Annotated in this window: 21 protein-coding genes, 1 pseudogene and 1 riboswitch; of the genes and pseudogenes, 14 read left to right on the top strand and 8 right to left on the bottom strand. The window is 63.5% G+C overall.

Annotated elements, in window-relative coordinates; genetic code table 11:
- Positions 1–26: 26 nt before the first annotated feature.
- Positions 27–1,250 carry an MFS transporter gene (locus EB230_RS25955; protein WP_056564008.1) on the bottom strand — a complete coding sequence of 408 codons (1,224 nt, stop codon included), beginning with the start codon at positions 1,248–1,250 and terminating at the stop codon, positions 27–29.
- A gap of 119 nt (positions 1,251–1,369) precedes the next feature.
- On the opposite strand from EB230_RS25955, the gene EB230_RS25950 reads away from it, so the two are divergent.
- Together EB230_RS25950 and EB230_RS25945 are read left to right on the top strand one after the other, a co-directional pair.
- Entirely contained in the window at positions 1,370–1,978 is a 609-nt protein-coding gene (locus EB230_RS25950) for a TetR/AcrR family transcriptional regulator (protein WP_172374190.1), read from the top strand.
- A 91-nt stretch (positions 1,979–2,069) separates the two neighbouring features.
- Complete coding sequence (locus EB230_RS25945; RefSeq protein ID WP_246738847.1) at positions 2,070–3,053, top strand: hypothetical protein; 984 nt, start codon at positions 2,070–2,072, stop codon at positions 3,051–3,053.
- A gap of 164 nt (positions 3,054–3,217) precedes the next feature.
- On the opposite strand, the pseudogene bluB reads toward EB230_RS25945, so the two are convergent.
- Positions 3,218–3,727, bottom strand: a pseudogene (gene bluB, locus EB230_RS32755) (5,6-dimethylbenzimidazole synthase); the annotation flags it as partial.
- A 120-nt stretch (positions 3,728–3,847) separates the two neighbouring features.
- A riboswitch (cobalamin riboswitch) is annotated at positions 3,848–4,028 on the bottom strand.
- Between the two features lie 121 nt (positions 4,029–4,149).
- On the opposite strand from bluB, the gene EB230_RS25935 reads away from it, so the two are divergent.
- From EB230_RS25935 to EB230_RS25910, 6 genes are all read left to right on the top strand, one after another.
- A complete protein-coding gene (locus EB230_RS25935) occupies positions 4,150–5,076 on the top strand; it encodes a histone deacetylase family protein (protein ID WP_056563999.1) in 927 nt (308 codons plus the stop codon).
- A gap of 3 nt (positions 5,077–5,079) precedes the next feature.
- Positions 5,080–5,331, top strand: coding sequence for an exodeoxyribonuclease VII small subunit (locus tag EB230_RS25930; protein ID WP_056565628.1), 252 nt, complete (start codon positions 5,080–5,082; stop codon positions 5,329–5,331).
- Positions 5,332–5,437: 106 nt separating this feature from the next.
- On the top strand, positions 5,438–5,704 hold the full coding sequence (locus tag EB230_RS25925) for a DUF2277 domain-containing protein (RefSeq protein ID WP_010914875.1): 267 nt from the start codon (positions 5,438–5,440) through the stop codon (positions 5,702–5,704).
- Between the two features lie 40 nt (positions 5,705–5,744).
- The gene (locus EB230_RS25920; protein WP_056563996.1) at positions 5,745–6,665 is read left to right on the top strand and encodes a pirin family protein; all 921 of its coding nucleotides are present in this window, start codon (positions 5,745–5,747) and stop codon (positions 6,663–6,665) included.
- Positions 6,666–6,767: 102 nt separating this feature from the next.
- A complete protein-coding gene (gene dxs, locus EB230_RS25915; RefSeq protein ID WP_172374188.1) occupies positions 6,768–8,681 on the top strand; it encodes a 1-deoxy-D-xylulose-5-phosphate synthase in 1,914 nt (637 codons plus the stop codon).
- A 148-nt stretch (positions 8,682–8,829) separates the two neighbouring features.
- The gene (locus EB230_RS25910; RefSeq protein ID WP_056563990.1) at positions 8,830–9,129 is read left to right on the top strand and encodes a hypothetical protein; all 300 of its coding nucleotides are present in this window, start codon (positions 8,830–8,832) and stop codon (positions 9,127–9,129) included.
- Here EB230_RS25910 and EB230_RS25905 read toward each other — a convergent pair.
- Positions 9,126–9,527: a GFA family protein gene (locus EB230_RS25905; protein ID WP_056563987.1), complete on the bottom strand. Its 402-nt coding sequence runs from the start codon at positions 9,525–9,527 to the stop codon at positions 9,126–9,128. The two genes, EB230_RS25910 and EB230_RS25905, sit on opposite strands and share 4 nt — an antisense overlap.
- A 165-nt stretch (positions 9,528–9,692) precedes the next feature.
- Here EB230_RS25905 and EB230_RS25900 point away from each other — a divergent pair, with 165 nt between their 5' ends.
- The 3 genes from EB230_RS25900 (at position 9,693) to EB230_RS25890 (ending at position 14,225) form a co-directional block, all read left to right on the top strand.
- Positions 9,693–10,457 carry a TlyA family RNA methyltransferase gene (locus EB230_RS25900; protein ID WP_172374187.1) on the top strand — a complete coding sequence of 255 codons (765 nt, stop codon included), beginning with the start codon at positions 9,693–9,695 and terminating at the stop codon, positions 10,455–10,457.
- Positions 10,454–11,698: a class I SAM-dependent RNA methyltransferase gene (locus EB230_RS25895; RefSeq protein WP_172374186.1), complete on the top strand. Its 1,245-nt coding sequence runs from the start codon at positions 10,454–10,456 to the stop codon at positions 11,696–11,698. Before EB230_RS25900 ends, EB230_RS25895 begins: the two co-directional genes overlap by 4 nt.
- Before the next feature lie 136 nt (positions 11,699–11,834).
- Positions 11,835–14,225 carry a caspase domain-containing protein gene (locus EB230_RS25890; protein ID WP_172374185.1) on the top strand — a complete coding sequence of 797 codons (2,391 nt, stop codon included), beginning with the start codon at positions 11,835–11,837 and terminating at the stop codon, positions 14,223–14,225.
- A 203-nt stretch (positions 14,226–14,428) separates the two neighbouring features.
- Here the strand turns inward: EB230_RS25890 and EB230_RS32750 are convergent, their stop codons facing one another.
- Positions 14,429–14,614 (bottom strand): hypothetical protein, encoded by a 186-nt coding sequence (locus tag EB230_RS32750; protein WP_244493899.1) that lies wholly within the window; start codon positions 14,612–14,614, stop codon positions 14,429–14,431.
- On the opposite strand from EB230_RS32750, the gene EB230_RS33015 reads away from it, so the two are divergent.
- Entirely contained in the window at positions 14,613–14,738 is a 126-nt protein-coding gene (locus tag EB230_RS33015) for a hypothetical protein (RefSeq protein WP_274534531.1), read from the top strand. The genes EB230_RS32750 and EB230_RS33015 overlap by 2 nt on opposite strands.
- Positions 14,739–14,902: 164 nt before the next feature.
- Here EB230_RS33015 and EB230_RS25880 read toward each other — a convergent pair whose 3' ends face one another.
- From EB230_RS25880 to EB230_RS25865, 4 genes are all read right to left on the bottom strand, one after another.
- Positions 14,903–15,592, bottom strand: coding sequence for a transglutaminase-like cysteine peptidase (locus tag EB230_RS25880; RefSeq protein WP_056563974.1), 690 nt, complete (start codon positions 15,590–15,592; stop codon positions 14,903–14,905).
- 232 nt (positions 15,593–15,824) lie between these two features.
- The gene (locus tag EB230_RS25875; protein WP_320411991.1) at positions 15,825–16,445 is read right to left on the bottom strand and encodes an NAD-dependent deacylase; all 621 of its coding nucleotides are present in this window, start codon (positions 16,443–16,445) and stop codon (positions 15,825–15,827) included.
- A 66-nt stretch (positions 16,446–16,511) separates the two neighbouring features.
- Positions 16,512–17,924, bottom strand: coding sequence for a metalloprotease TldD (gene tldD / locus EB230_RS25870; protein ID WP_056563972.1), 1,413 nt, complete (start codon positions 17,922–17,924; stop codon positions 16,512–16,514).
- A gap of 166 nt (positions 17,925–18,090) precedes the next feature.
- Positions 18,091–18,651 (bottom strand): invasion associated locus B family protein, encoded by a 561-nt coding sequence (locus EB230_RS25865; RefSeq protein WP_056563969.1) that lies wholly within the window; start codon positions 18,649–18,651, stop codon positions 18,091–18,093.
- 260 nt (positions 18,652–18,911) lie between these two features.
- On the opposite strand from EB230_RS25865, the gene coxB reads away from it, so the two are divergent.
- Together coxB and ctaD are read left to right on the top strand one after the other, a co-directional pair.
- The gene (coxB, locus tag EB230_RS25860) at positions 18,912–19,928 is read left to right on the top strand and encodes a cytochrome c oxidase subunit II (protein ID WP_056563967.1); all 1,017 of its coding nucleotides are present in this window, start codon (positions 18,912–18,914) and stop codon (positions 19,926–19,928) included.
- A 38-nt stretch (positions 19,929–19,966) separates the two neighbouring features.
- On the top strand, positions 19,967–21,619 hold the full coding sequence (ctaD, locus tag EB230_RS25855; protein WP_172374184.1) for a cytochrome c oxidase subunit I: 1,653 nt from the start codon (positions 19,967–19,969) through the stop codon (positions 21,617–21,619).
- Positions 21,620–21,628 lie beyond the last annotated feature (9 nt).

Genomic DNA, 21,628 nt, shown 5'->3' with positions numbered 1-21,628 from the left:
ACGTGAATCTCGACATGGCCAGGCTGTCACTCGGCCGGAACGGCAGCGGCGTCGCATTCCTCCAACTCGCATTTACGGGTGGCAAGGCTGCGCTGGCCGAGCAGCACGGTGGCCAGCGCGATGGTGCCTGCGGCCACTGAAACCCAGAACCCGCTCTGGGCGCCGAATGCGTCCACCACGGCGCCGGCGGCGAAGGAGCCGAGCGCCATGCCGATACCGATCCCCGTGGTCACCCAGGTGATGCCCTCCGTCAGCATCGCTTCCGGCACATGCCGTTCGATCAGGCCGAATGCCGTGATGAAGGTCGGCGAGATGGCCACACCGCTGATGAAGACGGTGAGTGCCAGAAGGGGCACGGTGCCGGCGGTGAGCGGCAGCAGCGTGCTGACCGCGATGACGGCTACCGCGATGGCCAACTGGCGTTGCAGCGGTGTTTTCAGATTGAGCGCGCCGACAATGATGCCGAGCACGAACGACCCCAGCGCGTAGACGCCAATGACGAGGCTGGCGGCGCCGGGTTGGCCAAGTTCCTTGGTGATAGCCACGGTGCTGACTTCCGTCGTCGCGAAGGTGGCGCCGATGAAGATCAGGGCGAATGTGATGATCTGTACCGGGCGCAGGCGAATTGCGGAGCCGCTCGAGCCTGCACCCATTGGCCGCACTTGCGGCTCGGTCGAGCGCTGCAGGATGAACGCCGTCGAGCCCAAGGCAAGGAACAGCGTGCTCGCCAGCATGCCCGCTTCCGGGAACAGGGCGGCACTCAAGCCCACCGACAGCGATGCTCCGGCGATGTAGACCAACTCATCCGCCGCCGACTCGAAGGCGAAGGCGGTGTTCATCTCGGGCCGACCGCGGAAAAGCTCGGTCCAGCGTGCGCGCACCATCGCCGGCATGCTGGGCATTGCGGCGGCCAGCAGAGCCGACACGAACAGCGTCCAGACTGGCCAGTCCTGATTGGCCGACGCAATCAGCGTCAGGAATGCGAGCACGGAGATGATTGTGGTGGGCACGACGATCCGGGTCTGGCCAAGGCGGTCGACCAGTCTTGATATTTGCGGCGCCAGGAAAGCGTTGGCCAATGCGAATGTCGCCGAGACAGCGCCGGCCAGCCAGTATTCGCCGCGCGTCTGTGACAGCATCGCCACGATGCCGATAGGCGCCATGGCGATCGGCAGGCGCGCCAGGAAACCGGCGGCTGCGAAGCCTTTGGCACCGGGTGCGCGAAAGATCTCTGAGTAAGGGTTTTGCATGATCCGGTTCCTCGACAAAGGGCGATCTGACAATTACATACGGAGCGTATGAGAACTAGATAGATCATACGCGGCGTATGTCAATTGGCATACGGGGCGTATGTAAGTAGGGCCAGAAGATGCACAGACCCCGCAAGGAGATGATCGCCGAGACGCGCGCCAAGCTGATCGCAGCTGCGCGCCAGGCCTTCGGGACGATCGGATATGCCGAAGCGTCGATGGATGATTTCACGGCATCAGCCGGACTGACGCGCGGCGCGCTCTATCATCACTTCGGCGACAAGAAGGGACTGCTGGAGGCGGTTATCGCCGAAATCGACGGCGAGATGGCGGCTCGGGTGAACGAGGTCGCCTCGAGAGCGCCGACCCGCTGGCAGCGTTTCGTCGACGAATGCACCACCTATATCGAGATGGCGCTGGAGCCGGAAATCCAGCGCATCATGTTCCGGGATGGCCCGGCTGTGCTGGGCGATCCGGCGCAATGGTCGAATGCCAATGCCTGCGTTGGCTCAATGACCGATCACCTGACAGCCCTGCAGGGGGAAGGGGTGGTCGTCCCGGGCGTCGACCCTGAAACGGCCGCACGGCTTATCAACGGGGCGAGCAGCCAGGCGTCGCAGCGGATCGCCAATTCAAACGACCCCGAAGCCACGTCGAGGAAGGTGGTGGCGGCGTTCAAGCAACTGCTTGAGGGGCTGCTCAAGGAGCCGGGTCCGCAATCGAACTGAAGTCCCGTCTGCTGCCTGGTGCCCGCCCATGATTGACAATCCTCGGGGTGAGCGCATGCTCCGCAGCCATCTCTGAGGGGAGATTCGGGGCATGTGGGATTTCGAGATCGGCAGGTCGGTGTCCATCATGGTGCGGACCTGGCCTTTCATTGTCTTTCGCATGATCGTCTATTTCGGCATCACGCTGGCCTACATCATGGCGACAGGCACGGGCGCCTCGGTCGGCTATGGCGTCGGCCATATCTCCACCGATCCAGATGGGCCGCTGTCCTTTGCCCTGTGGGGCGGCGTGGTCGGCTTCGGCATCGTCTCCATCGCCGTCTACTGGATCCGCGAATACATCCTCTACGTCGTCAAGGCCGGCCATATCGCCGTCATGGTCCACCTGATCGACGGCCATGATGTCCCTGACGGCCAGAACCAGATCGCCTATGCCCGGCAGGTCGTGACCGAGCGTTTCGCCGAGGCCAACATCCTTTTCGTCGTCGACCAGCTGGTCAAGGGCGCCATCCGCGCCATCACCGGCCTGCTCGGCGGCGTCGCCGCCTTTCTGCCCATTCCGGGCCTGAGCGGCCTGGTCTCCTTCATCAACACGGTGATCCGCCTGTCGCTCACCTATATCGACGAGATCATCCTCGGCTACAACATCCGCATCAACTCATCCTCGCCTTTCGAAACCGCGCGCCAGGGCGTGGTTCTCTACGCCCAGAACGGCAAGACCATGGTCAAGAACGCCGTCTGGCTGGCGGTCATCATGTGGGGCGTGTCGTTCGTGATCTTCCTGCTGATGCTGGCCCCGGCCGGCGCCATTCTGTTCATGATGCCCGGCCAGCTCGCCGGCTGGGCCTTCGTGCTGGCCATCGTCTTCGCCTGGGCCTTCAAGGCGGCGTTCATCGAGCCCTTCGCCATCGCCTGCCTGATGCAGGTCTATTTCAAGACCATCGCCGGCCAGGTGCCTGATCCGGCTTGGGATGCCCGGCTGGCCGAGGCGTCATCGAAGTTCCGGGAACTCAAGGACAAAGCGCTTTCCTCCTTCGGCGGCTCGCGCTGGGGCACGGCCGGCGCGACGCGCTGATCAGCCGGGCTGGCCTGTGCGGTATCGACGGCTTTCAGGCGCGCCACCGCTGACTTGAGCGGTGCCTCGCCTTTCCCGCAAAAGGTCTCGCTCATGATCAGTTCGGGCAGGGGCAGGCGCCGGCCCCAGCCATGCGTTTCAAGGTCCGGTTTGGGCGCGAACTCGGAAACCCGGCCGACGCAGAGATAAGCAATCGGCGTTACATGGTCGGGAATGGAAAGCAGGCTTTTCAGCGCCTGCGCCTCAATGATGCTGACCCAGCCGACGCCGACGCCTTCGGCGCGTGCCGCCAGCCAGAAATTCTGCACCGCGCAGACCGTGCTGTAGAGGTCCATCTCCGGATTGTGCCAACGTCCCAGCGGCGAGCCCTTCGAGCGCTGTCGGTCGCAGGTGATGCAGATGTTGAGCGCGCTTTCGCAGATGCCTTCCAGCTTCAGCTTGCGGTAAAGCGCCTGCCGATCTTCCTCGATTTCTGGCAATTCCTGTTCTCGCGCGGCCAGGAACAGGTCGCGCACCTTCTCCCGTCGCGCGGCATCGCGGACGACGATGAAATTCCACGGCTGCATGAACCCGACCGATGGCGCGTGATGGGCGGCAAGCAGCAGCCGCGCCAGCACCTCATCGTCGAGAGGAGCAGGCAGGAAATGACTGCGCACATCGCGCCGCGTGAACATGGCGCGGTAGACTGCGTCGCGCGCCATCTGGTCAAATCCGTCGCCGACAGGAGCGGTCATAGCATCCGGCATCGCTTGTCCCCTTGCGATTGCAAACCCATGTCCTCCGCCTGACCATGCGGATGACGGTGCCTGCCAGGCCGGTCTTCTGGCTCAGGATCAACCCGCGTCCGGTGCCTTCCCGTCATCGACAGTGGCATTTACCGGCGCGGTCCCCCTCACAGCGTTGGGCACGCCACGGAATTCAACCGTGTTCCCGATTCTCCCGCTTGCGGCGGGCACCAGGCAGTGAAGGCGACCTTATGCCGAAGCGTCCGCGCCGCCAATCCCCACAGCGACGCCAATGGACGCAGAAGCGATTTTCCCCAGCCATTGGGCCGCGACGCATGGCCATCACGGCGTTGGGGCACTAGATAGGGACGATGGCCACTCGTCTCTACACGCATCCGATCTTCCTTGAACACATCACGCCCCCCGGTCACCCCGAGCGGCCGGACCGCTTGCGCGCCATCGAGCGCGTGCTTGACGACGAAGCCTTTGCCGAGCTTGACCGCGTCAAGGCGCCGGAAGGCGACGAGGCCACCATCCTTTACGCGCATCCGGCCGATTTCGTCGCGCGCGTGCGCGCCGCCATCCCCGACGAGGGCATTGCCCGCATCGATGCCGACACCACCGCCAGCCCGAAGAGCTGGCAGGCGGTGATAACCGCGATCGGCGCCGCCAACGCCGCCGTCGACGACGTCTTCGCAGGCCGCGCCGACAATGTCTTCGTCGCCGCCCGGCCACCCGGCCACCATGCCGAAAAGACCACGGCGATGGGCTTTTGCTTCTTCAACACGGCGGCGATCGCGGCCCGCTATGCGCAGAAGAAGCACGGCGTCGAGCGTGTCGCCGTCGTCGACTGGGATGTGCACCACGGCAATGGCACGCAGGATATTTTCTGGGACGATCCCTCGGTGCTCTATTGCTCGACTCACCAGATGCCGCTTTATCCTGGCACTGGCGCAAAGAGCGAGACCGGCGCCGGCAACATCGTCAATGCACCATTGGCGCCGCGGACCGGCAGCGAGGTGTTTCGCGATGCCTTCCTGTCGCGCGTCCTGCCGGCGCTCGACAATTTCGCGCCCGACCTCATCATTATTTCGGCCGGTTTCGACGCGCATCACCGTGATCCGCTGGCCGAGATCAACCTGACCGAGGACGATTTCGACTGGGCGACCGGCCAGCTGATGCAGCGCGCTGCCCGCCACAGCGGCAACCGGCTCGTCAGCCTGCTCGAGGGCGGTTACGATCTGCAGGGACTGGCATTTTCGGTCGCCGCCCATGTCGGGCGACTGATGAAAGGATGAATGATGGCTGCTGAGACCAACGAAGACGTCAAGGCGATGAGCTTCGAACAGGCACTCGACGCGCTGGAGAAGATCGTCGATGATCTGGAGCGTGGCGACGTGCCGCTCGATCAGTCGATCCGGATCTATGAGCGCGGCGAGGCCCTGAAGGCGCATTGCGACCGGCTGCTGAAGGCGGCCGAGGACAAGGTCGAGAAGATCAGGCTATCGCGCGATGGCAAGCCGGTGGGAACAGAGCCGCTCGACGCGGACTGAGGCCTGGCCGCGAACCATGGTCTTGCCTCACCGGTTTTTGGACACGATCATGATTGAAACTCGTCCCGATTGAAACAGCTCCAGGACAAGAGGAGATACGGAAGCGATGTGCAGAAACATCAAGACCCTGTTCAATTTTGATCCGCCGGCAACCAATGACGAAGTGCGCGACGCAGCCCTTCAATTTGTCCGCAAGCTGAGCGGAACGACGCGGCCCTCGAAACAGAACCAGCATGCGTTCGACCACGCCGTGGAGGCCATTGCGGCATCGGCGCGCGAACTTCTCGATTCGCTCGAAACCAACCAGCATCCGCGCAACCGCGAAGAAGTGGCCGCCAAACTGCGGGCAAAAGCGGCGATCCGCTTTGCCTGATGCCGCCAAGGCGGTTGCCGAACGCTGATAAGGAGAGTTCATGAGCTTCTTCCCGGGGAAAGACCCTGAAGCCGGCGACGCCTTTGCCAGCGACCAGATCGAACTGATGGTCATCCCGAACGCCAAGGACATTGGCGGCTTCGAGGTCCGTCGCGCTCTGCCGACCGCCAGGAGGCGGCTGGTCGGGCCGTTCATCTTCTTCGATCGCATGGGGCCGGCGATCCTGCGTGCAGGCCAGGCGCTCGACGTCCGTCCGCATCCGCATATCGGCCTGTCGACGGTTACCTATCTGTTCGACGGCAAGATCAGGCATCGCGATTCGCTCGGTACCGAAATGGTCATCCAGCCGGGTGACGTTAACCTGATGACCGCAGGCCGAGGCATCGTCCACTCCGAGCGTACGCCCGAGGAATTGCGCGGCGCGCCGATGTCGATCTCCGGCCTGCAGACGTGGCTGGCATTGCCGGACGGCAAGGAGGAAGTGGCGCCCGTATTCGAGAACACCGCTGCCTTGCGGCTGCCCGAGATCGATGCCGAAGGCGTCACGGGCCGCGTTGTGATCGGTGACTTCCAGGGACTGCGTTCCCCGGTACGGGCCGACGCCGACACGCTCTACGCCGACCTCAGGCTGGCGGCCGGCGCCAGCATAAAGATCCCGGCCGATGCGGAGGAGCGCGCCATCTACACACTGGAAGGCGAGGTCACGATTTCGGGTGACGTCTTCCCGGCTGAACGCCTGCTGGTGTTCCGGCCCGGCGACGAGATCATCGTGTCGTCGCACACCGGCGCGCATTTCATGCTGTTCGGCGGCGCCTCGCTCGGCTCGCAGCGCTACATCTGGTGGAATTTCGTCTCCTCCTCCAAGGAGCGCATCGAACAGGCCAAGCAGGAATGGAAGACGGGCCGCTTCGATATCGTTCCTGGAGACGAGAAAGAGTTTATTCCGCTGCCGGAGAACTGAGGAAAATCGGCGAGGGGACCTGCTTGATCCGCGTCACCGACACGCATTTACTTTCGCAGGCCGGCGGCCTATCCCGCCGTTGAACAGAAAGCCCGAACTCCCGTGAACGCAACGCCGCATACGCCGCTTCTCGACAAGGTCCGCATTCCGGCGGATTTGCGTGCGCTTGACGAGAGCGAACTGCCGCAACTGGCATCAGAACTCCGTCTCGAACTGGTCGACGCGGTGTCCCGCACCGGTGGCCATCTTGGCGCCGGCCTTGGCGTGGTCGAACTGACGGTCGCGCTGCACTATGTCTTCAACACCCCGGACGACCGGCTGATCTGGGATGTCGGCCATCAGGCCTATCCGCACAAGATCCTGACCGGCCGCCGCGATCGCATCCGCACGCTGCGCCAAGAAGGCGGCCTGTCCGGCTTCACCCGCCGCGCCGAGAGCGAATACGATCCCTTCGGCGCCGCCCATTCCTCGACATCGATATCGGCGGGCCTCGGCATGGCCGCGGCGCGCGACCTCTCCGGTGGCCGCAACAACGTCATAGCCGTCATCGGCGACGGCGCCATGTCGGCCGGCATGGCCTATGAGGCGATGAACAATGCCGGTGCGCTCGACGCCCGTCTCATCGTCATCCTCAACGACAACGACATGTCGATCGCACCGCCGACCGGCGCGATGAGCGCCTATCTGGCGCGGCTGGCCTCGGGCAAGGCCTATGCCGGCCTGCGCGACTTCGGCAAGAAACTGACGTCCTATCTCGGCAAGCGCGCCGATCGTGCCATTACAAGGGCGGTCGAGCATGCGCGCGGTTACGTCACCGGCGGCACCTTGTTCGAGGAACTCGGCTTCTACCATATCGGCCCGATCGACGGCCATAATCTCGAGCATCTGATCCCGGTCCTGAAAAACGTCCGCGACAATGGCGAAGGCCCGGTGCTGATCCATGTCGTCACCCAGAAGGGCAAGGGCTACGCACCGGCGGAAGCCGCCGCCGACAAATATCACGGCGTCAACAAGTTCGACGTCATCACCGGCGCGCAGGCCAAGGCGCCGGCCAACGCACCGGCCTATACCAAGGTGTTCGCCGAAAGCCTGATCCAGGAGGCCCGCGAGGACGACCGCATCGTCGCCGTCACCGCCGCAATGCCGAGCGGCACGGGGCTGGACCTGTTCGGCGAAGTGTTCCCGTCAAGGACCTTCGATGTCGGCATCGCCGAACAGCATGCGGTCACCTTCGCGGCGGGCCTGGCGACCGAAGGCTACAAGCCGTTCGCGGCGATCTATTCGACCTTCCTTCAGCGCGCCTACGACCAGGTCGTCCACGACGTCGCGATCCAGAAACTGCCGGTTCGTTTTCCCATCGACCGCGCCGGCTTCGTCGGTGCCGATGGCGCCACCCATTGCGGTGCCTTCGACACCACTTTCCTGGCAAGCCTGCCGGGCTTTGTCGTGATGGCCGCCGCCGACGAAGCGGAGCTGCGCCACATGGTGCGCACCGCGGCAAGCTATGATGATGGCCCGATCGCCTTCCGCTATCCGCGCGGCAACGGTGTCGGCGTCGACATGCCGGAGCGCGGCTCGGTTCTCGAACTCGGCAAGGGCCGCATCGTCAGGGAAGGCACAAAGGTGGCGCTGCTGTCCTTCGGCACGCGCTTGCAAGACTGCCTGATGGCTGCCGAGGAACTCGGCGCGGCCGGGCTTTCCACCACCGTCGCCGATGCCCGCTTCGCCAAGCCGCTCGACGAGGATCTGATCCGGCGGCTGGCCCGTTTGCACGAGGTTCTGGTTACGGTGGAGGAGGGCGCCATTGGCGGCTTCGCCAGCCATGTGCTGCAGTTCCTCGCCCATGAAGGACTGCTGGAAAGCGGCCTGAAGGTGCGCCCGCTGGTGCTGCCCGACGTGTTCGCCGATCACGCCAAGCCGGAAAAAATGTATGCCGATGCCGGCCTCGATGCCGCCGGCATCGTGCGCACCGTTTTCACCGCGCTCGGGCATACGGCCCGGGCCCAGCGCGCCTGAATCAAAACCTCAAGCGCTTGAATCAGTTTGCCGGCTTGATTTATTAACGCATTGTTTACGCTGCCGTTTGGCGCTTTGCTTACCGTGTCTCTTGGCCGTTTTTCAATGGCGCCCTGCTAGATCGACGTCAGGCAGGGAGACAATAACAATGAAGACGCTTTTGTGCGGCGTGGCACTTTTAGCCATCATCGCGACACCCGCCGCCGCCGAGACGCGTTATGACCGCAATCTCGAAAAGGCGGCGATGGGCATCGTCGCGAGCAAAATGGGCGATCTCAGAGGCGGCTTCTCCTATAAGCAGGTGCCGCAATTGGTGGTCGTGTCGGAACCAGCGCCTGCGTCCGCGGGTGCGGGTGCGGCTGAGCCTCCACGGGAGCAAGCTTCAGGGGATCGGCACGACGGCTTGTCTCCTGCCGTCGAGCGCCAGGTGTCGCGCACTATCTTCTAGAACCACATGTCGCGCACGCAGCGGCCATCGCGCGGCAGGTCGTCGAAAGTGTCAAGACCATCGAAATGGTCGATCGGCAGATCGGCCACGGCCTCGAGCGGCGCCAGCCGCACATTGACGGCGATACGCGTTCGACCGGAGGCATCGGCGCGCAGGCCGCGCCAGGCGAGCACGCAGGCGCAGGTCGGGCAGAACAGGATTTCGAGCGAAGGCGTATCCTTTCCGGCGCGCGTGTAACTAGCCATCGGCCCCGCGACGCGAATGCGCTCATCGGCATAGTCATAGGCCCAGAGCACGCCATAGCGGCGGCAAAGCGTGCAGTTGCAGGCGGTGATCGGCCCCGGATCGCCCTCAAGGGTCCAGTGGGTTGCACCACAGTGGCAGGTTCCCGTCAGCATTCTTTGTCCCCGGGTTCCGACGATGGAGGTTCTCCTCCTCGATTACCATTTTGCCGAACCCGATGCGATGCGTGCAAGCCGCGGCGCGGCCTGATGCGCTCGCCGCTCTTTCCTTGTTCGGTCCAATGTCCTTGCCTTCGCCGCCAGCTTTCGCCATGAAGGCCGATGAACTCGCCTCTGCCAGCCAGCACCCGCCAGCGGCTCGACGACCTGCTCGTCCAGCGCGGCCTGTTTGCCAGCCGCTCGCGTGCCCGCGACGCGGTCGAGCGTGGCGCGGTGACGGTTGATGGCACCATTGCCCGCAAGCCCGGTCAGAACGTTTCGCCGCAATGCCTTGTTGTCATCGATGATCCGGCGCAAGGCTATGTCTCGCGCGCGGCACTGAAGCTGATCGGCGGGCTCGACCACTTCAGCCTCGACCCAGCCGGCCGCGAAGCGCTCGACATCGGCGCCTCGACCGGCGGGTTCACCCAGGTGCTGCTCGAACGCGGCGCCGCCCATGTCACGGCAATCGATGTCGGTCATGGCCAGATACATCCTGATATTGGCAAGGACCCGCGGGTGACGGTCGTCGAAGGGCTGAACGCCCGCGATATCACCATCGCTGACCTTGCCGGCCGTGTTCCAGGTTTCATCGTCTCCGACGTCAGCTTTATCTCGCTGAAGTTGGCGTTGCCGCCGGCGCTCGCCATTGCGAAGCCCGGTGCCGCCGGGATCTTTCTGGTCAAGCCGCAATTCGAGGCGGGTCGCGAGGCGATCGGCAAGGGTGGTCTCTTGAAAGACCCCTTCGATGCCGCCCGGGTCGCCGGCCTGCTGCAGGATTGGCTGGACGCCGTGCCCGGCTGGCGCTCGCTCGGCCTGCATCTGTCGCCAATCGAAGGCGGCGACGGCAATCGCGAATTCCTGCTCGGTGGAATCAAGGATCGATGAGCGCGCGCTTCACCATCAAAAAGCTTGGCGCCCAGGGCGACGGCATTGCCGAGACCGAAGGCGGCGATCTGTTCATTCCCTTCACGCTGCCCGGCGAGACCGTCACCGCCGCGCGCGAGCGGGATCGCGCCACGTTGATGGCGGTGCTGGAGGTTTCGCCGCTGCGCATAGAGCCGGCCTGCCGCCATTTCACGGAGTGCGGAGGCTGTGCCCTCCAGCATTTCGAGGCCGAAGCCTATCGCCAGTGGAAACGCGAGAAGGTGGTGCACGCCCTGAAGGGCAAGGGCATCGAGTGCGACATCGACGCGCTGGTTGCCTGCGCTCCGCAGACGCGACGCCGTGTCGTGCTTGCCGCGCGTCGCAGCGATACAGGCATGCTGCTCGGCTTCAATCGCCATCTGTCGCCGGAAATCATTTCCATATCGGAATGTCCGATCTCGCTGCCCGAAATCGTCGGAGCGCTTGGCCAGTTGAAGGCGCTCGCCGACTTGATATGCGCCACCACCAAATCGTTCCGGATGGCGGTCACCGTGACCGGTTCCGGCCTCGATGTCGCGGTGCATGAGTCCGGCAAGCTCGGCGAACACCAGCGCCGCATCGCGTCCAATTTTGTGCTTGCGCAAGGCTTTGCCAGGCTGTCCATCGATGACGAGATCATCATCGAGCCGAGAAAGCCCGTGGTGATGTTCGGCAGCGTCGCTGTCGCCGTGCCGCCGGGTGCCTTCCTGCAGGCAACCGAAGCAGCCGAGCAGACCATGGCCGAGATTGTCGGCGGACATCTGAAGCGCGCCAAGAAGATCGCCGATCTCTTCGCAGGCTGTGGCAGCTTTGCGCTCCGGCTTGCGGCGAAGTCGGAAGTCCATGCGGTGGAGGGCGATGCGGCGGCACTTTCGGCGCTCGACCGGGGATCGCGCTTCGCGACTGGCATCAAGCGGGTGACGGGCGAACGCCGCGACCTGTTCCGCCGACCCTTGACCTTCAAGGAGTTGAACGCCTTTGACGGCCTTGTCTTCGATCCGCCGCGAGCGGGTGCCGAGGACCAGTCGAAGCAGATCGCCCGCTCGGATGTTCCATTCGTTGCCGCGGTGTCCTGCAACCCGGTGACGCTGGCTCGCGACCTGCGCATCCTCCTCGACGGCGGCTACACCCTGAAAAGCGTGACGCCGATCGACCAGTTCCTGTGGTCGCCGCATGTCGAGGCGGTCGCCCTGCTGGAAAAGCCCAGGAAAAGGCGCGGCTGAGCCGGACAATGATCACGTTTCGTTGAAACCGGGCAATCGACCGCTCGATACCGAAAGACGCCGGATTAACGCCGCAAAGCCGCCTTTTTGCGCAAGCCTAGTCTGGGCTCTGGGGCGGAAGCATCTTACCTGACGGATGATCGTAATGCGGACGGTCTTGAAATTCCTCGCTTTCTTCCTCGCTCTCTCCATTTTGGCATTCGGCTCGACGGCCGGGGCGCTGGCGCAAGGCGAAAAGCGCCTTGCCTTCGTCATCGGCAATGCCGCCTATCCCGCTAGCGCGCTGACGACGCCGGCCAATGATGCGGGCTTGATCGCCCAGACATTGCAGGCGGCCGGGTTCGACGTGGTCGGCGCGCGTGACGTCGACCAGGAATCGCTGCGTGGCGCCTATCGCGATTTCCTCGCCAAGGTGACCGCAGCCGGCCCCGACGCGGTGGTGTTTGTCTATCTGGCCGGGCAGGGATTGCAGTTCGAAGGCGAGAACTATTTCGCGCCCGTCGATGCCGAGATCGCCAATGCGGCTGACGTGCCGATGGCCGCGGTGCGGGTTTCCGACCTCACCAAGCCGCTCGCCGCGCTGCCGACGAAGGTCAACATCGTCGTGCTCGACGCGGCGCGGCCAAATTCCTTCGCCAAGTCGAACCAGCCGCTGGCCGGTGGCCTCGCACTGGTCGATCCCGACCCGAACATGCTGATTGCCTTCAACGCAGCCCCGGGCACGGTCGCGCCGGAAGGCAAGGGACCCTATGGGGCCTATGCCCAGGCGCTTGCCGAGATGATCAGGGATGGTGGCCTGCAACTGGGCGATGTGTTTGACCGCACGCGGCTGCGGGTCAATGAAGTGACTGATGGCGCGGAGGTGCCTTGGAACGCCTCCAAGATCACCGATCCCTTTGTCTTCTTCGACCGCGGCCCGGATGCTCCGGCGCCGCAGGTCTCCGCCGCCGAGGTGCGTACCAACCGAACCAAGGAGATACGCGATTTCGACGCGCATGATGCCTATATCGCGGCTCTCGATCGCGACACGATGCGCGGCTACGAAGATTTCATCGTTGCTTATCCGCATGACCCGATGGCCAAGCGCGTGCGCGCGATCCTGGCGGCGCGGCGCGAGGCGATCACCTGGCGCCAGACCTGGCTCAGGGACACGCCCGAAGCCTATTGGTCCTATCTCGATCGCTATCCGCATGGCCCCCATGCCTGGGATGCCCGCCGCAGGCTCGAGCATTTCGACGCTGCCCTGGAGCCGCCGCAGAATTTCGCGGTCTATGACTATGACGTGCCGCCGCCACCGCCGGAAGAGATCGTCTATGTCGACCGGCCAGTGCTCTATTTCGACGATCCGGAATTCGACTTCGACCCGCCGCCGCCCGTGGCGGTGATATTCCTGCCGCCGCGGCCGCGCGACTTCATCGAATTGCCACCACCGCCGCCGCCGGTCGGGATATTCGTGCTGCCGACGCCTGTCTTTGTGCCGGTGCCTGCCTGGGTCAACCCGCCGCACGACATCTACCCGCCGCCGAACGACGTCATCTTCAACAACATCCACAACACCACGATCATCAACAACACGACGATCAACGAGACCAACAACCAGGGCGGTGGCCTCACCACCGGCCAGAAGCTGACTGCTGGCGCCGTGGGCCTGGGTGCTGCCGCCCTGGCGACCAAGGTGGCGTTGCCGGCTTTCCTGCAGAAAAAGGAAACCGTGCTGTCCAAACAGAACCCCGGCGGCCTGCCGCTGAAGCTGGGGCAGGGTGGCCAACAGCCGGGTGGTGCCAGGCCGTTGTCGAAGACATTGCCTGCCGACAAGCTGACAGGTCATGCCTTGCCCGGCGCTGACGGCAAGACCCTGCCGCTCGTCAATGGCAAGCCGGTGCTGAATGGACAGAACCTGCCCAACAACAAGTCCAGGAAGCTCTTGAACAAGCAGGTCACGGCAGGTGGAAACGCCGCCGTGACCGGCAACCCGGTGGTGAATGGGCAAAACGGGACCAATGGCCAGGGCAATGGGCAGGGCCAGAACGGTACCGGCAAGAAGCTCCGCAAGATCCCGGGCGTCAACGGCACGCCTGCGGCGAATCGAGCAAACAACCCATCGGCGCTCAATGGCCAGAATTCAAGCCAGAATCCGCCTAACGGCAAGTTCAGGAAACTTCACAATCAGGGCGGCGGCCAGACGAACGCCCAGGCCAATGGGCAAGGCAATGGGCTCAAGGGCGATGGCAAGGCTCCCAAATTCCGCAAGTTGCCTGTCAACGGCAACACTGGCGGCAATGTCCAGCAGAAATTCAAGGCCAACAACGGCAACCCGCAGCTGAAGGTGCAGGTGCAGCCCAGGCCGCAGAGGCCAGAGTTCCACGCCCAGCCGAGGCAGCAGATGCAGCCCAGGCCGCAGAGGCCAGAGTTCCACGCCCAGCCGAAGCAGCAGGTGCAGCGGCAGGCACAGCCAAGGCCGCCGCAGCCGCCAGCTGCCAGGAAGCCGTCTTGCGGGCATCCCAATGAGCCCGCTTGCAAGAAATAGCGCATGTCCCCCCAAGAGGTGATCCGCTTGGGTCGGGACATGCATAAGACAAAGGCTTGAAGCGCGTTGCTGGTCGCGTGGTGTGGGGTGAGTCGGCTTTGCCGGCCGGCGGCAAAACATGGCGGGCCGCGGCGGCGACCTGCGATCACATCACAACTGCGTGGTTGGCCACGGCCAAGATTGCGCAGTGCCTCGGCTCGCTGTTACCAGTCAATGCCGGGGGCGCTCAAGGGAGTGACCACAATGAGGATTGCAAGCGTTCTGACGTCCATCGCTTTGGCCGGGTTCATTGCGACGGGAACTGCCGCGGCAGCGACGACGGCGGCGACCACGACGGCGCCGGCCACCACAACGGCCGCCCCCGCGAAGAAGGCAAAGACGACTGCCATGACGCCTGAAAAAACCGCGATTTCGAAGCAGTGTTCCGCGCTCGCCGACGCCCAGAAACTGCACGGCAAGGCCCGTGAAAAGTTCCGGGCCGACTGCAAGAAGAACGGCGGCAAGGCCGGCTGATCAGCCGCCTTCGCGGGTGAAGGTTTCGCCGCCAGCCTGCCAGCAAGGCTGGCGGCAATTCCGGAAAATGTGAACCGGGTTTCCGTCTGAGATCTGTTCGCCTGGGCCAGATCAAGGGCGGATGAAACCCACCAAACGCCTGAATGGCTGGATCGCCAGGCCGTTCAGTTCACGAGTTTGGCAACATTCGTGATGGCCTTCGGCGTGCCACCTCGCTGGTTGATCGACACCCAGACATTCGGGTTCTGCTGCGACTGCCGTTTCAGGAAATAGTAGCCTGTTGCGTTCCAGGGCCTGATTTCGTCGACCAGATTGTCGAGGACCAGATCGCCTTTGTCGGTTTTCACCGTCAGGATAGTGTGGCCTTCATTGTCAAGGTCGTGCACCACTGTCATCAGCAGCGCCTGCCGGGGAAATCCAGCCTCCTGAAGAAGCTTGCGCTTGTAGAGTGCGTAGATCTTGCAGTCGCCCTTGCCGTCAACCGGGTAATCCCAGTGGTCCGTCATCGTGCCCCAGTGGTCGAAATTGCTGACGGGTTTGATGGACCTGTTCGCCTTCTGGTTTATCCGCTTGAGGGTGCGCAGGTTCTGCGCGGTCAGCTTGACGCTGGCGGCCGGGAGAGCGGGCACCTTGCACTCTTTTGGTCGGCGATGGCAGAAATCGAGCCAACCGTAGGGGACGCTGGTGGAGCCGCCAACGGCGGCGGAGAGTGACCCATCCGTGGATGGGCGCGTCGATATTCGCTTGAACAAGGTCGACTGCGCCGCCGCCGGGCTGACTTGCAGCGACGTCGCACCGATCAACGAAACGAAGCCAAGCAGGATAGACGAGGTCAGGACGGAGGAATGCCGCATTGCCAAAACCACCACCGCAACGAGGGAACTGGTGCTGCGTTCGTGCGCAAATGCAGCCCAGGCAGTTAAACACTTAACAATTTCCTAACTTGGATTGTGTTCACTTCAAGGTGCCGGCCAGGATTCAGGCCGGAAAACGTCTGCGTCAGCCCGCCGCCGAGAGAATACGTTCGACGAAGGCAGGCACCACTTGCGTCGCCGGTCCTTCCATCTGGTCGTCGAAGCGGGAGGCCTAGCCGGCGCATTTCAGGTTGAGTTCGATCGTCAAGGCGCCGGCGGCGCGCGCCTCCTCGACAAAACCCGCGGCCGGGTAGACGTTGCCGCTCGTTCCGATCGCCACGAACAGGTCGCAACGCGTCAACGCCTCGCCGATCTCTTCCATGCGGTAAGGCATCTCGCCGAACCAGACCACGTCGGGCCGCAACCGTCCCTTCGCACCGCAGGCTGGACATCCGGACTGAATAGCGATGTCGCCGGCCCAGGCGCTGCTTCCGCCACAGTCCTGGCAAAGCGCGCGGCCGAGCTCTCCATGCATATGGATCAAGTTTCGCGAGCCGGCGCGCTCATGCAGATCGTCGATATTCTGGGTGACGAGGAGGACGTCGCCTCGGATTTCGCGCTCCAGCCTGGCCAGTGCCGCATGGGCCACGTTCGGCTCGACGCTGTCCATTTGTCGCCGGCGCATGTTGTAGAAGTCCTGCACCTTGACGGGATCGCGGGCAAAACCTTCCGGCGTCGCAACGTCTTCGAGGTTGCATTTCGTCCAGACACCATCGGGATCGCGAAAGGTCGCGACGCCCGATTCCGCCGAAATGCCGGCACCTGTCAGGATGACGATCCTTGATCTGGGCATGGCCGGGCCGCCTGCATCCGGAAACATCACTTTGGCCGATGATGTTACCGAAACGGCTCCAAGGCCTCAAACCCTTGTGCCGCCAACCGTCATCTGGTTCATCCTGAGATGCGGCTGGCCGACGCCGACCGGCACGCCCTGTCCGGCCTTGCCGCACATGCCGATGCCATTGTCGAGCTTCATGTCGTTGCCGACCATCGAGACGCGGTGCATGGCATCCGGCCCGTTGCCGATCAGCATCGCCCCCTTGATCGGCTGCGTTACCTTGCCGTTCTCGATCATGTAGGCCTCGGTGCAGCCGAACACGAATTTGCCCGAAGTGATGTCGACCTGGCCGCCGCCGAAGGAGACGGCATAGATGCCGTTCTTGACCGAGGCGATGATCTCGTCCGGCTCCATGTCACCAGAAGTCATGTAGGTATTGGTCATGCGCGGCATCGGCTGGTGCGCGTAGCCCTCGCGCCTTCCGTTGCCGGTGGCCTTCATGCCCATCAGCCGGGCATTCTGCCTGTCCTGCATGTAGCCGACCAGCTTGCCGTCCTCGATCAGCACGTTGCGGGCCGACGGCGTCCCTTCGTCGTCGACGGTGAGCGAGCCACGCCGCTCCGGGATTGTGCCGTCATCAACCACGGTGACGCCCTTGGCGGCGACCTGCTGGCCCAAAAGGCCGGCGAAGGCCGAAGTCTTCTTGCGGTTGAAGTCGCCTTCCAGCCCGTGCCCGACGGCTTCGTGCAGCATGACGCCCGGCCAGCCGCTGGACAGCACGATGTCGAAGGTACCGGCCGGGGCGGGAATGGCCTCGAGATTGACCAGCGCCTGACGGAGCGCTTCCTTGGCGGCATGCTTCCAGCTGTCCTCGATCAGGAATTCGCCAAAGGCCTTGCGTCCACCCATGCCGTAGGAGCCGCTTTCCTGGCGGTCGCCGTCGCCAACCACGACCGAGACGTTGATGCGGACCAGCGGCCTGATATCGCGCACCACCTGACCGTCCGCGCGTACGATCTCGACATGCTGCCAGGACGCGGCGAGCGAGGCCGTCACCTGGCGCACGCGCGGATCCTCGGCGCGCAGCCAGGCGTCGATTTCCTGCAACAGCTTTGCCTTGGCCTCGAAGGAAGGCGAGGGGATCGGGTTCTCGTCGCCGTAGAGATGGCGGTTGGTGCGGGCGGGCGGCGTGGCAAGCGTACCGGAATAGCCGCCCTTGACGGTCGCAACGGCAGCGGCCGCGCGCAGCAGCGAGGCCTCGGAGAGGTCGCTCGAATGAGCGTAGCCACTGGCCTCACCGGCGACCGCGCGCAGGCCAAAGCCCTGGTCGGTGTTGAAGTTGGCGGTCTTCAACCGGCCATTGTCGAACATCAGCGCTTCGCTCTCGCTGTATTCGAGAAACAGTTCGCCGTCGTCGGCGCCGTTTATGGTGTCGGCAACGATCTGCTTGATACGATCGTCTGACATGTCGAATTGGCCGATCAGGCTGTTCATGGCGTGCACCCGTGGGAAGATTGCTTTCCCCCGATGTAGGCGCGAAGCCGCCCCCGCACAATCGGCAATGAAGATCGGTGTCGACGAATGGGCGGCGGCCGGTTGATGCAAGCCCCGCTTCCGATCACGAAAGCCGCGTCAGCATCCGGGTTTCCGAAGGACGGGGTCAGGGAAGGGCGGCGAAACCCTCGGCAAATCCCTTGAGATCGACAGGGATGCCTATGCCTTCTTCAGGCGTCTGGAAGACGATGAACGTCGCCGACGTGCCGGTCTTCAGCGTGTCTAGGAGCGGCTTTTCCAGGATGACCTCGGCGTAGCAGCCGTCCTGGAAGCAGCGCACGAAATAGGCGCGGCCGATATCCTTGCCGTCGACGTTGAGGCCGAGACCGTTGGGCAACAGCACGCCGAGCGGCGCCAGCACGCGCAGGATCTCGGCCTTGTTGTCGGCGGTGCGCAGCACGACCACCGACAGGCCCATCTCCGGACGGTCCTCGGCAACGACATTCTGCATCATGACACATTGCTCGGAGGTCGCGCCTGCGGGCGTGTCGCAGATGATCGACCACGCGCCATGCGTCGAGCGCACCGTGCCGCTCGGCTGGGCCGCATCGGCCTCACTCGCGACGAACAGACCGGCTGTGGACAGGACGGCGAGAAACATGACCTTCGCCAGGGCTGTCGAAAGCCCCGGTCTCGTGTGCCTCAGTCTCGAAAGCCAAGAGTTCATGACGGCTCCATTGCGAATCACGGCACTTTAAGCCGCGCCAATGCCAAGTAAAGGACGAGACCGCGTCCGAACTGTCCCGAAACAGGCAATACAGCGCTTTTTACCGCCAATCTTGCCTGAATTACGACGCTTCGCGCACTCCGCCCGCATGAGGCGGGCGACCCGCCCGAGCATACGCGATTCGCCGCTGCGGCCGCCGCCACGGAAGAGCCGCGCCAGCTTGCGCGCAAAAATGCCGCACAGTTTCGTCCGCTCCTTTCTTGCGGAGGGAAAAAGAGTATGGTTTGAACCACCTTGAGACTGTCGGGATTCCCGTCCCGGCATTGTTCGTTATTCTCGTTGGCGCAGCCGCGAGGAACTGGGAGACGAAGAGGGCGATGAGAAATTTCCGAGCTGGCGCCAGGTTTCTAGCAAGTGCCAAGTTTCTGGGTGCTTGTGCCGCTGCCACGATTTTTGCCGGCACATCCGCCCATGCCGATCAGCCCGTGGCGTGGGAGACGACCTTCCAGGCGCCGGCGACCGATATGATGCGGCAGATCGAGTGGTTCGGAAACTACACGATGTGGTTCATCGTCCCGATCACCATTCTGGTGCTGCTTCTTCTCGCCTACTGCATCGTGAAATTCCGCGCGAGCGCAAATCCGGTCCCCTCCAAGACCAGCCACAACACGCTGATCGAGGTGATCTGGACCGTTGGCCCGGTCGTGGTCCTGCTCTGCCTCGCCATTCCCTCGTTCCAGCTCTTGACCGCGCAGTACACGCCGCCGGAAGAAGCCAAGCTGACCGTCAAGGCGACCGGCAACCAGTGGAACTGGGACTACGAGTACCAGACCGACAACACGCTTTCCTTCAATTCGGCCATCCTCCAGGATGGCGATCGCGCCAAGGCGGGCAAGGAGGATCGCAAGGTCTATCCGCGCCTGCTCGCCGTCGACAACGAGTTGGTGGTGCCGGTCAACACGATGACGCGCGTGCTTGTCACCGCGACCGACGTGATCCACTCCTTCGCCATGCCGTCCTTCGGCATCAAGATCGACGCCATTCCGGGACGCACCAACGAGACCTGGTTCAAGGCCGAGAAGGAAGGCCTCTATTATGGCCAGTGTTCGCAGCTTTGCGGCAAGGACCACGCCTTCATGCCGATCGCCATTCGTGTCGTCTCGGATGCGCAGTTCAAGACCTGGCTGGCGGCAGCCAAGACCGACCTGCCCGGCGCCAACAAGACGCTCATGGCCGAGGTCGAAGGCCAGAACAAGGTAGCGGCCGCCGGCAATTGATGCCGCGGGTTAGCAAGATTTAGGGAACGGAGCGGAACATGGCAGACGCTGCAGCTCACGACGGGCACGACCACAAGCCTTATCACGGTTGGGTGCGCTGGGTTTATTCGACCAACCGCAAGGACATCGGTACGCTCTACCTGATCTTCGCGATCATGGCCGGCATCATCGGCGGTGCCCTGTCGGTTGCCATCCGCATGGAGCTGCAGGAGCCCGGCATCCAGATATTCAGCGGCCTGGCGCAGATGGTCTACGGCATGAACGGTGACGCCGCGATCGATGGCGGCAAGAGCATGTACAATGCCTTTGCCACCGCGCACGCGCTGATCATGATCTTCTTCATGGTCATGCCGGCCCTGATTGGCGGCTTCGCCAACTGGATGGTGCCGATCATGATCGGCGCTCCCGACATGGCTTTCCCGCGCATGAACAACATCTCCTTCTGGCTGTTGCCGCCGGCCTTCATCCTGCTGCTCACCTCGATGTTCGTGCCGAGCGCGCCGGGCGCCTACGGTGTCGGCGGCGGCTGGACGCTCTATCCGCCGCTTTCGACCTCGGGTCAGCCCGGGCCGGCCATGGATCTGGCCATCCTGTCGATCCACATCGCCGGTGCCTCGTCGATCCTCGGTGCCATCAACTTCATCACCACCATCTTCAACATGCGCGCTCCGGGCATGACGCTGCACAAGATGCCGCTGTTCGCCTGGTCGGTGCTGGTCACCGCCTTCCTGCTGCTGTTGTCCCTGCCGGTGCTCGCCGGCGGCATCACCATGCTGCTCACAGACCGCAATTTCGGCACCACCTTCTTCGCGCCTGATGGCGGCGGCGACCCGCTGCTGTTCCAGCACCTGTTCTGGTTCTTCGGCCATCCGGAAGTGTACATCCTGATCCTGCCGGGCTTCGGTATCATCAGCCATATCGTCTCGACCTTCTCGAGGAAGCCGGTGTTCGGCTATCTCGGCATGGCCTACGCCATGGTCGCGATCGGCGCCGTCGGCTTCATCGTGTGGGCGCACCACATGTATACGACCGGCCTGTCGCTCGACACCCAGCGCTACTTCGTCTTCGCCACCATGGTCATCGCGGTGCCGACGGGCGTGAAGATCTTCTCCTGGATCGCAACGATGTGGGGTGGATCGATCTCCTTCAAGACGCCGATGCTGTGGGCGCTGGGCTTCATCTTCCTGTTCACCATCGGTGGCGTCACCGGCGTCCAGCTGGCCAATGCCGGTCTCGACCGCTCGCTGCATGACACGTATTTCGTCATCGCCCACTTCCACTACGTGCTGTCGCTGGGCGCGGTGTTCGCGATCTTCGCCGGCTGGTACTACTGGTTCCCGAAGATGACCGGCTACATGTATTCGCCCGTCATCGCAAACACCCACTTCTGGGTCACCTTCGTCGGCGTGAACCTGATCTTCTTCCCGCAGCATTTCCTTGGCCTGGCCGGCATGCCGCGCCGCACCATCGACTATCCGGACGCGTTTGCCGGCTGGAACTATGTGTCGTCGATCGGCTCCTACATCTCGGCCGTCGGCGTGGCGATCTTCCTCTACGGCGTGTTCGAAGCCTTCCAGAAGAAGCGAATCGCCGGTGCCAACCCATGGGGTGAGGGCGCCACCACGCTCGAATGGCAGCTGCCTTCGCCGCCGCCTTTCCACCAGTGGGAGCAACTGCCGAAGATCAAGTAAGGCGGCTCC

The sequence above is a fragment of the Mesorhizobium sp. NZP2234 genome (assembly GCF_013170765.1).
Classification (GTDB): Bacteria; Pseudomonadota; Alphaproteobacteria; order Rhizobiales; family Rhizobiaceae; genus Mesorhizobium; species Mesorhizobium loti_D.
The sequence above is the reverse complement of the archived record's forward strand: the minus strand, read 5'-3'. Positions and strand labels throughout refer to the sequence as shown.